The organism is Gardnerella rara, assembly GCF_055452355.1.
Genome location: NZ_JBVBJP010000004.1, coordinates 127,043 through 142,811, shown reverse-complemented (window position 1 = coordinate 142,811; position 15,769 = coordinate 127,043). Strand labels below are relative to the sequence as shown.

The following is a 15,769-nucleotide window of genomic DNA, read 5'->3' as shown; positions in this document are numbered from 1 at the left end:
GGCGGTAGGTTATTATGGCACTTGCGTTGTATCGAAGATATAGACCAGACACTTTTGAAGGTGTTATTGGTCAGAATCAGGTTACAGTTCCGCTTATTAGAGCACTTGATCAAGGCAAAATAACGCACGCTTATCTATTTTCAGGGCCTCGCGGATGCGGAAAAACAAGTTCGGCACGCATTTTAGCGCGATGCATTAATTGCGAACAAGGCCCAACTTCTAAGCCATGCGGAAAATGCCAAAGCTGCAAAGATCTTGCAACAGGCGGCCCAGGTTCTATAGACGTTGTAGAAATAGATGCAGCAAGCCACAACGGTGTTGATGACGCTAGAGAACTGCGCGAGCGCGCAGGATTTGCGCCAGCTAGAGATAGATACAAGATTTTTATTCTAGACGAGGCTCATATGGTTACTCCGCAAGGCTTTAACGCTTTGCTTAAGATTGTGGAAGAGCCGCCTGAGCACGTTATGTTTATTTTTGCTACAACAGAACCAGATAAGGTGATTGGAACAATTCGCTCTAGAACTCACCACTACCCGTTTAGGCTTGTTCCACCAGAAGTAATGGGTCCTTACTTAGAGAGCATTTGCCAAAAAGAGGGAATTCAAGCACAAAAAGGCGTTCTGCGTCTTGCTATGCGCGCAGGCGGCGGATCAATGCGAGATACGCTTTCGGTGTTGGACCAGTTGATGATTGGCTCCGTAAATGGCGCTATATCATTAGATTCTGCTGTTGCGCTTCTTGGATTTACGCCTTCTAACTTAATTGGAGACGTTGTTGATGCTCTTATTGAAAAAGACGGAGCAAAACTTTACGAAACTGTGCAAAAGGTTATTGTTGGAGGCTTCGATAGTCGCAAGTTTGTAGAAGATTTGCTTGGTCGCTTGCGCGATTTGTTGCTATTGGCTTCTGCAGGAGTTAATAGCGCTAAAAACTTGTTGGGAGATTTATCTCCAGAAGACATGCAAGATTTACAACGCCAGTCAAGTCAGCTTACTTTGAGCAACTTGTCTAGAATGGCAGAAATCGTAAATAATGCTTTTGCGGGAATGGCAAATGCTGTTTCGCCTAGAATGAATCTTGAAATTCTTGTTGCGCGCCTGCTTTGCACTAGAACAGATTCTACCGAAAATGCTCAAACGCAGATTTATGCAAAAAATGTTGAAGCGCCAAAAACTAACGTAAAGCATTTTATTGGCTCGGCAAACAAAGAACAGAACAATAAGCAAGTGCCGCCACAGATGAAGCAGACGCAGACGCAAGAGCCAGCACAAGAACAGATACAAAAAGAAGAAATACAGCCAGAACAAATACAGCCAGAACAGATACAATCGCAAGCAGAAGCACAGCTTGATCAGCCAGCTAAGATTTTAGACGTTGACGAGGCGTGGAATAATCTGGTTAAAGATCTTCCAAACGATGTTCGCGAATACGTAGAGCGAAATCATGTTCCAAAGGTTAGATTAGACGAAAGTAATCCGCTAAAAAGAAAGCTTGTTCTAACTTTTGACGAGCCTATAAGCCAGCATGCTTTTGCGCTTGCGATTTGCACAACTGCTCCTTACGATGGCAAAAAAGTACCCGTTGTTGTTATGAGCAAAGTAAAAGACGTTTTTGGCAAAGACGTTTCAATAGCGCCTGATTCTGTTGCAGAAAATGGCCAAAAAGTTGAATCCGTAGCAAAAATGGATTCTCAAAAGCTTGCTCAAGTTAAGCGCGAGTTGCTTATGCGCAAGGCTGGAATTGTAAAAGGATTTGGCAAAACAGCCAGCGAAGAAAGCGAGTTGGCTGACGATAGCCCTTTAGATAACCCTTTAGGTGAGCCTTCAGGTAGCCCTTTAGGCGGCGATAGCCCTTTAGATAGTTCTTTAGATAGTTCTTTAGACGCATCGCAAGATGACGCATGGGCAAGCATGGCGTCTGCACCAATGGGAGATGCACTTGCGGCAGCACAGGCACAAGCACAGGCACAAGCTCAAGCTCAAGCACTGCAAGAATCGCAAGAAACACAACACGTGCAGCAAGCGCAATCGCAATCAATAGAGCAGGAGCAATCGCCAGCCGCATCGCCAGCGCAATCGCAGCAAGATGAAGTCATAAATGGCGCTCAAGAAGACGAATGCTCAATGCAAGACGCGTCTTTAGAATCTGCAACAAACATTGGCATAGACGACTTAGAAAAAATGTTTGAAGTCAAATCTGTAAAAGAATTCGGCGCAAGCGACCCAAATAATCCTAAAAACGCACACGCGCGCAGGCGAAAGCAAGAGGAGTAAAAAGTGCATAATGTGTCATCGTACGAAGGCGCAATTGGCAGAGTTATAGACGCATTTTCTAGTCTTCCTGGAATTGGCCCAAAAGGCGCACAAAGAATCGCATTTTACATACTTTCGTCTTCTAACGCGCAAGCGCAAGAACTAATCGACTCAATTAACGACTTAAAAGAGAACGTGCGGTTCTGCGAAATTTGCGGAAACGTGTGCGAGCAAAGCCCGTGCGTTGTTTGCCTAGACCCTAGAAGAGACCACACAAAAATCTGCGTTGTAGAAGAGCCAAAAGACATTATGAGCATTGAGCGCACGCACGAGTACGCGGGCGTTTATCACGTTTTAGGCGGAGCGATTAATCCAATGGCAAACGTGGGGCCTGCAGACTTAAAAATAACGCAACTACTTGAGCGCTTAAAAGACGCACAAGTAAAAGAGGTTATTTTAGCGCTCGATCCAAATATAGAAGGCGAAGCAACAGTTACGTATTTAGCGCGACTGCTTGAGCCGCTTGACATAAAGGTGACTAGGCTCGCAAGCGGGTTGCCAGTTGGCGGAGATCTTGAGTATGCAGACGAAGTGACGCTTGGAAGAGCGTTTGAAGGCAGACGAGAGGTATAGGAATTCCCATCGCGGAAAAATCGAAAGCCGCCGCGCGCCAGAATATACACCACTAACGTATTGCAAAATAAAAATAAAAATAAATAGAGCACGCTTGGTAGTCTGATTTTAGATTAGTTCTTCTAACGTGCATGCTTTAGAAGCATAACCTGAACATAAGGGGTTAAAGTGGCTCTTATAGTGCAGAAATACGGCGGTTCTTCTGTAGAAGACACGGACGCAATCCAGCGCGTAGCCAAAAGAATTTTAGACACAAAAGCGGCTGGAAACGACGTTGCGGTTGTTGTTTCAGCTATGGGAGACACCACAGACAACTTAATTGATCAGGCAATGAGTGTAAATGCGCATCCGCCAGCCAGAGAAATGGATATGCTTATGACTGCGGGCGAGCGCATTTCCATGAGCCTTCTGGCAATGGCCATTCACGCGCAGGGGTCGCACGCCTACTCTTTTACTGGTTCGCAAGCTGGATTTATGACAGACGCTCAATTTGGAGCGGCTCATATTCGCGCTGTTAAGCCAGATCGCGTTACGCACGCGCTTAAAAAAGGCAGCGTTGCAATTGTTGCAGGATTCCAAGGAATTAGCGAAGTTGGCGACGACACAACGCTTGGCCGAGGAGGCTCAGATACTTCTGCTGTTGCGCTGGCAGTGGCATTGGGCGCGGATATTTGCGAGATTTACACAGACGTTGACGGCGTTTTTACCGCAGACCCTAGAATCGTTCCAACAGCAAAGCGAATCCCCGTTATTGACTACGACTCAATGCTAGAGATGTCATCTTGCGGATCGCGCGTTTTGGCGTTGCGATGTGTTGAATATGCACAACGATTTAGCATGCCATTGCATGTTCGCAGCTCGTTTTCTCACAGAAATGGCACTTTGGTTGTTCCTAACGGAGTGGATCCAAAGAGCCTGCCAAATCTAAGTTAATTATTTATTAAAAAGACATAGACATAAAGCACAACATAACACACAGTAAATAAGCAAAGACAATAGATAGAAGGCGGCAAAAATGGCAAATAAAATGGCAAACATTGATATTCGCTCCACAATGGGCGATTTATTCCCAGACTTAGGCCCAGAGACCCCTGTGATTTCTGGAGTTGCACACGATAGAAGCGAGTCCATGATTACTCTTCGAGGCGTTCCCGATAAGCCTGGAAACGCTGCAAAAGTATTTACAACTCTTGCTGCTGCAGACGTTAACATAGACATGATTGCTCAGGCAAGTGCATCCACCGAAACAGCAGACATATCTCTTACCGCCCCAAGCTCGGCATTAGATGCCGTTTGCAAGGTTTTGCAAGGCGCGCGCGGCGAGTTGCAATTTACGTCTATGGATGTGGATCCTTCGGTTGGAAAAGTCGCAGTTGTTGGCGTTGGAATGAAAACTTATTCTGGGCTTGCCGCCACATTCTTTACAGCGCTAAGCGATCACGGAATTAATATTCTTATGATTTCCACATCAGAGATTCGCATTGCAGCAATTGTTCCAGTAAAGCAGCTCGACGAGGCGGTTCGCGCGCTTCACACAGCCTACGGATTAGACGCAAGCAAAGTGGAAGCTGTTGTTTACGGAGGAAGCGGCCGCTAGAATCGCGTAAAATCGCGTAAAACCAGGGAAAATCACACAAAATCAATCACACAAAATAAAAAAATCGCAAAATAAGGGAGACAAAATGGCAATTATAAGCAACACAGGCGTAAACCTTGCGGTTTTAGGTGCCACTGGCCAAGTTGGAATGGTTATGCGCCGAGTTTTAGATGAGCGCGACTTTCCAATTAAAAACTTGCGATTTTTAGCTTCCGCACACTCAGCTGGAACAGTTTTAAACTACCGAGGCAAAGATGTTGTTGTAGAAGACGTAGAAAAAGCAGATTTAAGCGGAATTGACATTGCGATTTTCTCTGCAGGCGGCGGAACGTCCAAAGTGTGGGCGCCGCGATTTGCGGATGCGGGCGCAATAGTAATCGACAACTCTTCGCAATGGCGCATGCATAACGATGTTCCACTTGTGGTTGCAGAGGTAAATCCGCAAGATTTGAACGATATTCCGCGTGGAATAGTTGCTAATCCAAATTGCACAACAATGGCGTGCATGCCTGTTTTAAATCCGCTTTCGAAAGCTTTTGGCTTAAAACGACTTATTGTATCTTCTTATCAAGCGGTTTCTGGAGCTGGAAGAGCGGGCGCGTTGCAGCTTATGAACGAAGCGCAAGCGGCTTTAGATCAGGGCGCAGATAAGCTTGTGTTTGACGGAGATGCGATTGATTTTCCGCAGCCAACCAAAGTTGCGCGCACAATCGCATTCAACGTTGTTCCATTTATTGGCGCGATTGTTGATGACGGGTCGCAAGAAACCGACGAAGAGCAAAAGCTTCGCAACGAAAGTCGTAAGATTTTGCACCTTCCAAACCTTGCAGCAAGCTGCACTTGCGTGCGTGTAGGCGTTTTTACAGGCCACGGAATGAGCATTAATGCCGAATTTGAGCGCGATGTAACACCAGATATGGCTCGCGAGGTGTTAAAATCGGCCGATGGCGTTGCGCTAGACGATATTCCTACGCCTCAGCTTGCTGCAGGAAAGTCTGCAAGCTACGTTGGCCGCATTCGCCAAGACCAGGCAGTTGATGGCAAGCGCGGTTTGGCAATGTTTGTTACAAACGACAATCTTCGCAAGGGCGCGGCTCTTAACGCTGTACAACTGGCGGAAATCGTAGCTAAAAATCGCAGTCTAATCGCGTATTAATTAAGTTGAGCCAGACTCGCAATTGTAGAAAATTTTACGTAAAATATAAATATGTCTATAGCCTCGCAAGAAATACAAAAGCAACTTGACCGCATTGTTGCTCTTGGTTACCCAGACGTTGCCGATATGAGCGCAGCGTCGTTCCGCGCTTTAGCATTGCCACTTATTCGCGCGCTAGAGCAAAGTGATTTGGGAACAAACATTCTTCTTGTGCCTACTCGCGAGCTGGTTTCGCCAGAGTCTTTGATTTCTCGAACCAGCATTGAAAGAATGGCTGGCTTTACAACAATGCCTCCTAGAGATATTGCTAGCTTCCTGCCACAAGATGGTTTTGAGCCTCCAGAAGGGCCATTTTACCTTGCGATCGACCCACATACGGGTACATCGTATTTAAATCGCGAGCCAGATGTTGCCAGAAAGCTTATAGACTCCGACGAGCGCCTTCCTTTGACTTTAGAAGAAGGATTGGCAATTGCCACGCAGCACCCTGATTGGCTTGAAAGCAAGAATGGCTTTAATCTTTTAGGATCAAAAAGCTCCGACGGAAGGGTCCCAAGTATTTGGATAAGTCAAGGCGCCGCGCGTCTCGGTGCTGTTTGGCCAAATTCAAGGCACACTTGGCTTGGTAACGCATATTGCATTGCTCGACGAGGAGTATCACTGTTTCAATAAAGCATCCACAAACCCAGCAAACCCAGCAAGTCCCATAAGTAAGGTGTAATTTTGGCATACATAACATTTGATCATGTTGTAAAAGAGTACCCATCTGGTACAGGCGTCGTGCGAGCGCTAGATGATGCCAGTTTTACAGCCGAGCGCGGCAAACTAACCGTTATTTTAGGCGCTTCGGGAGCTGGAAAAACTACGGCATTGAATATTTTAGGCGGCATGGATACAGCAACAAGCGGTAGCGTAACTGTTGGCGATTTAAATGTTACAAAGCTCAATGGCCGTGGGCTTGTAAAGTATCGCAGAGAAGATATTGGATTTGTTTTTCAATTTTATAATCTTGTTCCAAATTTAACGGCATTAGAAAACGTGGAGCTTGCTTCCCAAATTTGCGCAGATCATTTTGACCCAGCTCAAACACTTATTGACGTAGGTTTGAAAAACAGACTTAACAATTTTCCAGCCCAGCTTTCGGGCGGCGAGCAGCAGCGAGTTTCTATTGCGCGCGCACTAGCTAAAAAACCTAAGCTGCTTTTATGCGACGAGCCAACGGGCGCATTAGATTACGAAACTGGAAAAGCTGTTTTGCAATTACTTCAAGATATTTGCCAAAAAGAAGGCATGACGGTTCTTATTATTACGCATAACGCGGCGATTGCTCCTATGGCACACAAAGTTGTGCGATTCCATTCTGGAAAAGTCGTAAGTGAAACTGTTCAAGAAAATCCCGCTGCAATCGCAGACATTGAGTGGTGATGCAGAGTGGTGATTTATAGTGAATAACAAAACCGTAAAATCCAAGATAATCAAGCGTAAAACTGCGATTCGCACTAAGCGCGCACACTCCATTTTGCCAATAGTTTTTATTAGCGCCGTACGAATGTGGATTCATGAATGGCGCCGTTTTTGCGTACTCGCCGTTATAGCAATGCTTGGGGTTGCTGTTATGACAGGCATCTACGCAGGCTGCAACGATATGCTTCTTGGCGCAAACAATGTTTACACAAATCTCAAAGCTTACGACTTGCAAATCGTATCTACTCTTGGATTAACCAACAACGATGTTAAAGCAATCAAAAAATTGCCCATTGTTAGCGAAGCCGAGGGCGAAAAGTCTTTTAAAGCCACCGCCCACCCGCTAAATAATGACAGTTTGTCTTACGCAATGAACCTCGTTCAATATAATCACAATTCTAAAAATCTAAATCGACTGCATCTACTGCGCGGCAATATGCCAACTAATAATCGCCAAGCTGCCGTAACTGAACGATTTTTGCACGATAGTGGCTTGCATATAGGTAGCACGCTGTTTTTAAACGTACAACAAAACTCTGGTTTAGCTAATGGTACTAATCAAAAGCAAAAATATAAGATTTTAATTACGGGAAGCGTGTTGGATGTTAACGATTTAGACAATCCAAACGGGTATCAGTCAAAAGCTTTCCGTAACTCTGTTATATCGAGATATTCAATTTTCACATCTGCTGCTAGCAAAAGCACTAATAACCACCCATACACATCTATATCGGTGCGATTAGCAAAGCCTAGCCGCGTTAATAATTTTTCGCAAAAGTATCGCGCAATTGTGGCAGATGCTTCAAATCAGATTAAAAATAGCGTGCAAAGCGATTGCCAAAAAACGCGCAGAAATCAAGTTATAGAAGACCAGACAAATCAAAAAGTAAATCAGACTATAACTTCCACTGCAATGCTAAAAAATGCGCCTGCCTCGGTGCTAACTAAGGCTCGTGCGCAGATTTACGCAAAAATTAAGCCAGAAGTGCAAAAACTTGTTCCTCAAGCAAGATGGCATATTGCTACACGCATAGAAAATGGCAGCTACACGCGATTGCGCTCGGATGTGGCTTCAATTCAATCACTCGGCTACGCTTTTCCAGTGCTGTTCCTTATAGTGGCAATGATGATGAGCCTAACGGCAATGGCAAGAATGGTAGAAGAGGAACGAGGACTAATCGGAACCTACTTAAGCCTAGGCTATGGCCGCTGCGCAGCTGTAACAAGACATGCTTTCTTTGCGATTTTCGCCTGCTTTATAGGCGGCGGAATCGGCGATATTCTAGGATTCTTAGCAATACCATCCTTGTTGCTTAAGATTTTGCGCGGATTATACACAGTTCCAGGAGTTGTTTTACGCTACGACTGGCTTTACGGCTCGCTTTGTGTGCTCGCGTTTGTAATACCAGTTGCCATATGCACAATAATCGTAAGTTGGAAAGAGACCAAGCAAGTTCCAGCAACATTGCTGCGTCCAAAATCACCAAAAGCGGGCGCTCGCGTGCTTCTTGAACGTCTGCCATTTATTTGGAATCGCCTAAGCTTTTTAAACAAGGTATCTATAAGAAATCTGGCTCGTTTTAAAGGCAGATTATGCATGACAATCGGCGGCGTAGCTGGGTGCACGGCGTTAATTGTGTGCGCACTGGCACTAAACGATACCGTTGCAACCCTTGGTATTCGCCAGTATGACGGCATTTACCACTACGACATGATTTCTATTTCCACTCCAGATGCATTCCAAAATATGAAGAAAAGCATGCAAAAAGATAAATCCAACAATCTTGTTGATACCATTTTGCCTGCCTACATCAGCTCTGGAGAAATCGCAAAAAGCAATGCAAATAGCGGAAAATCCAACAAATCCAACGCTAGCAGCGTTGAAAATTCCGAAAGCGTGCAAATTGTAGTTGTTAAAGATTCAGCAACGTTGTCTAAAATGGTTAATCTTCAAGACGTTAATAACAATTTGCAAACTATTTCGCTTAACGATGACGGGCCTCTTCTTTCTCAAAGCGCAGCATCATCGCTTAACGTTTCTCGCGGAGATTATATTAAAATAACTAATTCCAACTTTAAACGCGCAAAAGTAAAGTTGCGAGCCGTAGTTCGCAATCTTATTGGATCAAATATATACATGACTTCGCGCTGCTACGAAAAAATATTCGGCTTTAAGAATGGAAAAACCATTAAGCACAACGCTTTAATGCTACAACTTTGCGGAAAAGACGACGCAAAAATGCGTTACGCCGATAATGTTGCTAACCGAGAAGGTGTTCTTGCTGTTATGAGCATTACGCGTATGAAACACGCTTTTAGCTTCGATTTAATGAATGCAGTTGTTGCGCTTATAGTGACTCTGGCCGCTGGTTTGGCACTGGCCGTACTCTTTACGCTTGCAAGCACCAATATTTCGGAAAGATCTCGAGAGATAGCTACGTTGAAAGTTCTTGGGTTCTATCAAAAAGAAGTTCATGCCTACGTGCATAAAGAAATGTTTGCACTCACCGTAATAGGCGTTCTAGTTGGTTTACCACTAGGAAGACTAGTTGCTGGCTTGCTAACAAACGCCTTGCGAATGCCAGCGCTGTATTTTGAAGTCGAGGTATCTTGGCTAAGCTATGCGATTGCTGGCTTTGCAACGCTGATTTTTGCTCTTATTGTTCAATGGTCAACCAGCCCAGCACTAGACCGCATTGACCCCGTAAGCTCGCTTAAAAGCGTGGAATAATAATCCAATATTTACGGGTTCTTATAAAATTGAAAGCTCAAGTCTAAAAGAATGGAGTTATAGCAATGAGTGATATTGACCAAACTAATAATGGTCACACTAACAAGATGGAGCGCAGCCTTACAAAAAGACACGTTCAATTCATTGCTATAGGTGGAACAATCGGCACTGGCCTATTCTTGGGTTCTGGCAAATCCATTAGTCTTACAGGCCCTAGCATTATGTTTGTATACATAATCGTTGGCCTAATCATGTTTTTGCTTATGCGTGGCATTGGCGAACTAATGTATAAAGACCCAAACCAGCACACTTTTATTAGCTTTATTACGAAATATTTAGGCAAAGGCTGGGGCAATTTTGCAGGATGGTCGTATTGGATAGTGCTTGTGCTTATTGGCATGAGTGAGATTACAGCCGTTAGTACGTATTGTATTACATTCTTCCAAACTTTTGGAATAGACGTTAGCGGATGGAAATGGCTTATAGAAGTGGCATTTTTGGGCGCTTTGGTATGCATAAATCTGATTGCGGTTAAGCTGTTTGGTGAAACAGAGTTTTGGTTCTCAATGATTAAAATCACGCTAATCGTTGCCCTTATTGCAACTGCCGCCGTAATGGTTATTATTGGCTACCATTACCCTGCAACGGAGATTAGTGGCGTTGTAAATCCTGCAGGCCACGCAGGCTTTGACAATATTTTCAACAACTTCTCGCTTATGCCAAATGGATGGCTGGCATTTTTGATGAGCTTCCAAATGGTGTTCTACGCATACCAGCTTATTGAGTTTGTAGGCGTTACCGTATCGGAAACCAAGAATCCTCGCCAAGTTTTGCCAAAGGCAATTAACGAGATTATTATGCGAATCTTGATTTTCTACGTTGGAGCGCTCGCTTCAATCATGTTAATTGTTCCTTGGCAACAATTTAAAGCTACCGATTCTAAAGGCGTTTACATGTCTCCGTTTATTATGGTTTTCCAATATGCGGGACTTCATTGGGCTTCGGCGCTCGTGTTCTTTGTAGTAATCACGGCTGCATCTTCTGCGCTTAATTCGCTGCTTTATTCTGCAGGAAGGCACATGTATCAAATTGCTCTGGAATCTAATTCCCCTGCTCTTTCGCATTTGCGCAAAGTTTCGCGTACTAAGGTTCCTGCAAGGGCAATCATTTTCTCCGCTGCGCTAATTCTTTTCTCGCCGCTTATTAACTCAATTCCTGGAGTGCATGGCGCGTTTATTGTGTTTGCTTCTGCGTCTTCGGCAGTAATAATCATGATTTACATTTTGATTATGGTTACGCACAGAAAGTACCGCGCTTCGGCTGATTTTATGCCAGACGGCTTTGTTATGCCGCACTATAAGCTGCTTAATTCACTAACGATTGCATTCTTTGTGTTCGTTTACATAACGCTATTTATTAGCGAAGACACTCGCGGATCTGCGATTGGCGGACTTATTTGGCTCTTGCTTTTTGGAGGCTATTGCGCACTGCACCAGCGCTGGCAGAATCGCGATTTAGCGGCGGCTTTGGGCAGATAGTTTTTGTGCAAGTAGTTACGCGATTTATGCTACGCTTTTTGTGTGCGAATTATTGTTGCGGATTGTAGTGCAGAATACACGGGTAGGCTTAATGCAAGTCTTCCAATGTCTAAACGCGTCTTGCTAATTAAAGAAGACGGAAGCGTACTCATTTTTTCGGAGCTTGGATCATACAAGCCGCTAAATTGGATGGTTGCGCCTTGCACAATGCGCGTTGAAGGAAAATCTAGTGAGGGCGAAGCAAAAGCCGAAGCAAAAGCCGAAGCAAAATCTAAAGCAAAAGCCGAAGCAAAATCTAGCTCCGAGTCTATTTTTGCAGACGGAACGATTTTAAAAATCGCAGCCAAAAAAGGCAACGACATACTTCGCATTGTTTTGCAGCATGTTTACAGCGATTCTTCTTACGATTTAGGCGAAGACCCAGGCCTTGTTAAAGACGGAGTGGAAGAGCATTTGCAGCATTATTTAGCAGAGCAGATTGAACGCATTGGTAAAGGCGCAAAGCTTGTTCGCCGCGAATACCCTACTGCGATTGGTCCAGTGGATATTATGGCTAAGGATTCTAACGGCGTTCACGTTGCCATTGAGATTAAACGAAATGGCGGTATTGACGGCGTTGAGCAGCTTACGCGATATTGCGAGTTACTAAACCGCGACCCGCTTCTTAAACCCGTTCGCGGCATTTTTGCGGCGCAAACGATTAGCGCACAAGCACGCACTCTTGCGCAAGATAGAGGATTTACTTGCCTTATTTTGGATTATGACGATATGCGCGGTGCGAATTCGGACGAGCTGCGACTTTTTTAGGATGCTCGCAAACCACAAATCGCTATCCTAGCGCATCCACACAGTCACAGTCGCGCATACACACAGTCATGTCAGCCAGAATGACTGTCATAAATCAGCACATCTCGGTCAAAATGCATAAAATCACAGTCAAAATATAGTAGATGACAGTCATATATACGAAAATCACTGTCATGAACGAGAAAATGACAGTCACAACGCTTTTATCACAGTCATGACTGTGATATGATGACAGTGAAGGTGACCGTAAAAGCATCTAAGCATTGGCAAATCACAGTTAACCGAGGAGTCAAAAATGGCAATCCTAAATGAACAGATAAAAGAAGCCATAGAGCGATTGCGCATGCAAAAAACAGATGACTCCAATTATGAGGCAAAAAGCTGTGATGCAAAGCTTAGCGTAAGTGTGTGGGAAACAGTAAGCGCCTTTGCTAATACAAATGGCGGCACGCTACTACTCGGGCTAGATGAAAGCAACGATTTTTCTCCAACAAAAAACTTCGATATTAAAAAAGTTCGCGATCAATTTATTGAAGGGATAGGCGATGGCGGAGTCAATGGAGCACGACTAACATACCCCCCAAAATATGACTTAGAAAGAGTAATCGTAGACAATAACTATCAAATCCTGGCTATAAAAATCTACGAAAACGCTGCCGATAAAAAGCCTTGCTACATTACAGCTAAAGGAAGTAAAGGCGGAAGTTACAAACGTGTTGACGACAAAGACATTCGCATGTCGAATGATGAAGTCTACGAAATAGAAAACGCGCTACGCCCAAGCGATATAGATTTGTCGATTGTTAAAGAAGCTACAAAATCTGATTTAAACAAAGATTTAGTCGAAAATCTTATAGCAAAGCGAGCAAATTCCAAAGCTTTACGCGGAACTACAACAGAAGATGAAAAGCTCACGCGTCTTAACATTACAGATAAGCAAGGGCGCGTACGCATGGCAGGACTTTTAACTCTTGGCAATTATCCGCAGCAATTTTTCCCGCGATTGTTTATTGACGTAACAGCTCATGCAGGAACAGAAAAATCTTCGACTGGAGTACAGCGTTTTATAGATCGCGAAGAATGTAGCGGCGCAATATCCGAAATGATTGAAGATGCCGTAAATGCGGTTATTAAAAATCTTCGAGTTAGCACATTTATTAATGGCGTTGAACGCATAGAAGAATCGGAGATTCCGCGCGAAGTTCTACGCGAAGCCATAGCCAATGCGGTAATTCACAGAGAATATCACGAATATTTTCAAGGTCAGCCTGTAAGCGTTGACATTTTCCCCAACAGAGTTGTTATAACAAATCCTGGGGGATTATGGGGAGGGAAAACGCTTGATAACATTGACGACGGCGAATCGAAGTGCCGAAACGCCGCGCTTATGCAATTGGCTCAATACACACCAATCGAAGCAAATAGAATTGGAGCAGGGCCAGTTGAAGGCCAAGGTAGCGGAATTGCATTTATGATTAACGAAATGCAAGCATGGTCGCTGCCAAAACCGCAATTTATACCTAAGCTGGGCTCTTTTAGCGTGATTTTGCAGCGCGCAAAAGCAAAATTCCCTCGCAACATGAATTATGTAAATTACGTAGACTACACAAACCGCTCTGAGATAATGGATTCTAACAAAAACTATGTTGAGGAATTCGCTAATACTAAACAAACTAAACAAACGTTGGAAAATTACACTCAAGAGGAACGCACACAAGCGGATAGCAAAAGGAATCTATTAAATGACGATATTTTGCTAGCGCTTATACCTGTTGACTCTACAATAACAACACAAGAATTAGCAGCACTAACTCAAAAGTCTCCAGAAACAGTCAGACGACATTTGCGCAAGCTAATTGCAGAAAATAAAGTAAAAGCACTAGGAAAAATAACAAGTAAGCAGCGCAAATATACGAAAACTGGCAACTGACTTTCTCTAAGCCAATACTAAACTACGCGCGGCCGCACGCCCGCCTTCGCTCCCGCAAACGCCACTCACTTACACTAAATCTCAAGCGTTCCAGCAGCCAAATCGCTAGCCACGAACGTCATAAAATAAAATGGCATAGTCGCGATTTTCTGATTTGCATCATAGCCATAATTATTTTTAGAAACTTTTATTGCAAACTCAAACTTGTTGTGCATTGCAAACTTATTTAAAGAATTAAGAGTTCCTCTGCCTTTTTTAACATCAATCGGGAAAAGCTTATTATTTGATTCAATTATAAATTCCAATTCTGAATCTGATTTCCCGCGCCAATAAAACAGTTTTAAACCATTTGCGCTAAGTTCGTTTGCAACGTAATTTTCGAAGAAAATACCAGATAGCGTATTGTCTCTTTCGTTTGAAATAAAAGATGCTGCATTAACTCCGCTTTGATACGAGAACATGCCAATATCGCACAAAAATAGTCGGAAATTGCTTTCATTCTCTTGCATAAGTGGCATAGTTATATGCTCTTTAAGCTGGAACGACTGATTAACAATATGAGTCATAAGCAGCCATTGAATGGATGTCGCAAAATCTCTAGTTCTACTATCTTTTTTAATAAGACCAGCTGAAAAGTTTTTTGATTCCTTGTTAAGCTCTCTAAAAATATTCTCAAATAAAAGTCGAGATCTTAAAATCGATTCGCTACTTGCTTGATACAACTCCATATCTGCAAGATAATTGTCATAAAGCGAGCGCAAAACCTCACGCGATTCTAGTAAATCTTTGCGCTCAATATATGCTCCTACTGCTTCTGGCATACCCCCAATCAGCAAATATTTATACACTTCATTTAACGCAAGATTGTGAATTTCTGTAGGCAGCGCTTGCTTAGAATCATATGCTTCGCGCACCTTTGAATATAGAAGACTGTTATTGTTTAGTAGGAACTCACCAAAAGTCATTGGATAGATTGTTATCTGGTCAATTTTGCCTACTGGAAATAGGAATTGGTCAACTGCTGATTTAGACGAATTTTGCTTGTGAGCTTCGCGATGCAATTTGATTCGCACCATTGAACCCGTTGCAATTACGTGAATTCTTCTAAAATCTTGGCAAAAATATTTAAGCGACGAAATAATATTTGGGCATTCTTGGATCTCGTCAAAAATCAGCAAAGTGCCTTCATCTATAGCCTTGGAAAATCGCAAAGACAAGTATTCTATAATCTTTTCTGCGTTTGCTGTGCTTTCGCAAAAGTTACGAACCTCATCTTCTTTTTTAAGATCGATGTAAATATAACTATTTTTATAATATTTTTCCGCAAAAAGTTCTTTTACTAGATACGTTTTGCCAACCTGACGCGCACCCCATATAATTAGCGGCTTACGATTCGGCTTGCTATTCCAGGCAATTAATTTTTGTAATGCTAGTCGTTCCATGGCTTACTCTTTTTAATGTTGATATTACAACGATTATAGCATTATTTGCCAGTTTTAGGATGTTTTTTGAATAATAATTTGCCAGTTTTGGGATGTTTTTTACGCCATAATTTGCCAGTTTTGGGAGAATTGGAGTATTGGCAAACAATAACAGCACTTTTGCTTCGCACGTTTATACAAGTAATGACTGTGTACAAGATATAAAACATTAAAAAT

12 protein-coding genes are annotated in these 15,769 nt (G+C 43.3%); 11 read left to right on the top strand and 1 reads right to left on the bottom strand.

What is annotated here, in order from left to right; all coding sequences use genetic code 11:
- Positions 1-14 precede the first annotated feature (14 nt).
- From ACZ0NX_RS04965 to ACZ0NX_RS04915, 11 genes are all read left to right on the top strand, one after another.
- On the top strand, positions 15-2,276 hold the full coding sequence (locus ACZ0NX_RS04965) for a DNA polymerase III subunit gamma and tau (RefSeq protein ID WP_464405878.1): 2,262 nt from the start codon (positions 15-17) through the stop codon (positions 2,274-2,276).
- 3 nt (positions 2,277-2,279) lie between these two features.
- Positions 2,280-2,888 carry a recombination mediator RecR gene (gene recR / locus ACZ0NX_RS04960; protein WP_415695451.1) on the top strand — a complete coding sequence of 203 codons (609 nt, stop codon included), beginning with the start codon at positions 2,280-2,282 and terminating at the stop codon, positions 2,886-2,888.
- A 168-nt stretch (positions 2,889-3,056) separates the two neighbouring features.
- Complete coding sequence (locus ACZ0NX_RS04955) at positions 3,057-3,821, top strand: aspartate kinase (protein WP_415688826.1); 765 nt, start codon at positions 3,057-3,059, stop codon at positions 3,819-3,821.
- An 82-nt stretch (positions 3,822-3,903) separates the two neighbouring features.
- Positions 3,904-4,485 (top strand): ACT domain-containing protein, encoded by a 582-nt coding sequence (locus ACZ0NX_RS04950; RefSeq protein ID WP_081090960.1) that lies wholly within the window; start codon positions 3,904-3,906, stop codon positions 4,483-4,485.
- A gap of 85 nt (positions 4,486-4,570) precedes the next feature.
- A complete protein-coding gene (locus ACZ0NX_RS04945) occupies positions 4,571-5,641 on the top strand; it encodes an aspartate-semialdehyde dehydrogenase (RefSeq protein WP_060787041.1) in 1,071 nt (356 codons plus the stop codon).
- A 51-nt stretch (positions 5,642-5,692) separates the two neighbouring features.
- The gene (locus ACZ0NX_RS04940) at positions 5,693-6,313 is read left to right on the top strand and encodes a DUF5701 family protein (RefSeq protein WP_060787040.1); all 621 of its coding nucleotides are present in this window, start codon (positions 5,693-5,695) and stop codon (positions 6,311-6,313) included.
- A 51-nt stretch (positions 6,314-6,364) separates the two neighbouring features.
- A complete protein-coding gene (locus ACZ0NX_RS04935) occupies positions 6,365-7,066 on the top strand; it encodes an ABC transporter ATP-binding protein (RefSeq protein ID WP_119529093.1) in 702 nt (233 codons plus the stop codon).
- 19 nt (positions 7,067-7,085) lie between these two features.
- Positions 7,086-9,836 (top strand): ABC transporter permease, encoded by a 2,751-nt coding sequence (locus tag ACZ0NX_RS04930; protein WP_464405874.1) that lies wholly within the window; start codon positions 7,086-7,088, stop codon positions 9,834-9,836.
- A 65-nt stretch (positions 9,837-9,901) separates the two neighbouring features.
- The gene (locus tag ACZ0NX_RS04925) at positions 9,902-11,374 is read left to right on the top strand and encodes an amino acid permease (protein WP_060787037.1); all 1,473 of its coding nucleotides are present in this window, start codon (positions 9,902-9,904) and stop codon (positions 11,372-11,374) included.
- Positions 11,375-11,416: 42 nt separating this feature from the next.
- The gene (nucS, locus tag ACZ0NX_RS04920) at positions 11,417-12,181 is read left to right on the top strand and encodes an endonuclease NucS (protein WP_464405872.1); all 765 of its coding nucleotides are present in this window, start codon (positions 11,417-11,419) and stop codon (positions 12,179-12,181) included.
- A 295-nt stretch (positions 12,182-12,476) separates the two neighbouring features.
- Positions 12,477-14,111, top strand: coding sequence for an ATP-binding protein (locus ACZ0NX_RS04915; protein WP_060787035.1), 1,635 nt, complete (start codon positions 12,477-12,479; stop codon positions 14,109-14,111).
- 74 nt (positions 14,112-14,185) lie between these two features.
- Here ACZ0NX_RS04915 and ACZ0NX_RS04910 read toward each other — a convergent pair whose 3' ends face one another.
- The gene (locus ACZ0NX_RS04910; RefSeq protein WP_415695447.1) at positions 14,186-15,553 is read right to left on the bottom strand and encodes an ATP-binding protein; all 1,368 of its coding nucleotides are present in this window, start codon (positions 15,551-15,553) and stop codon (positions 14,186-14,188) included.
- Between the last annotated feature and the right edge of the window lie 216 nt (positions 15,554-15,769).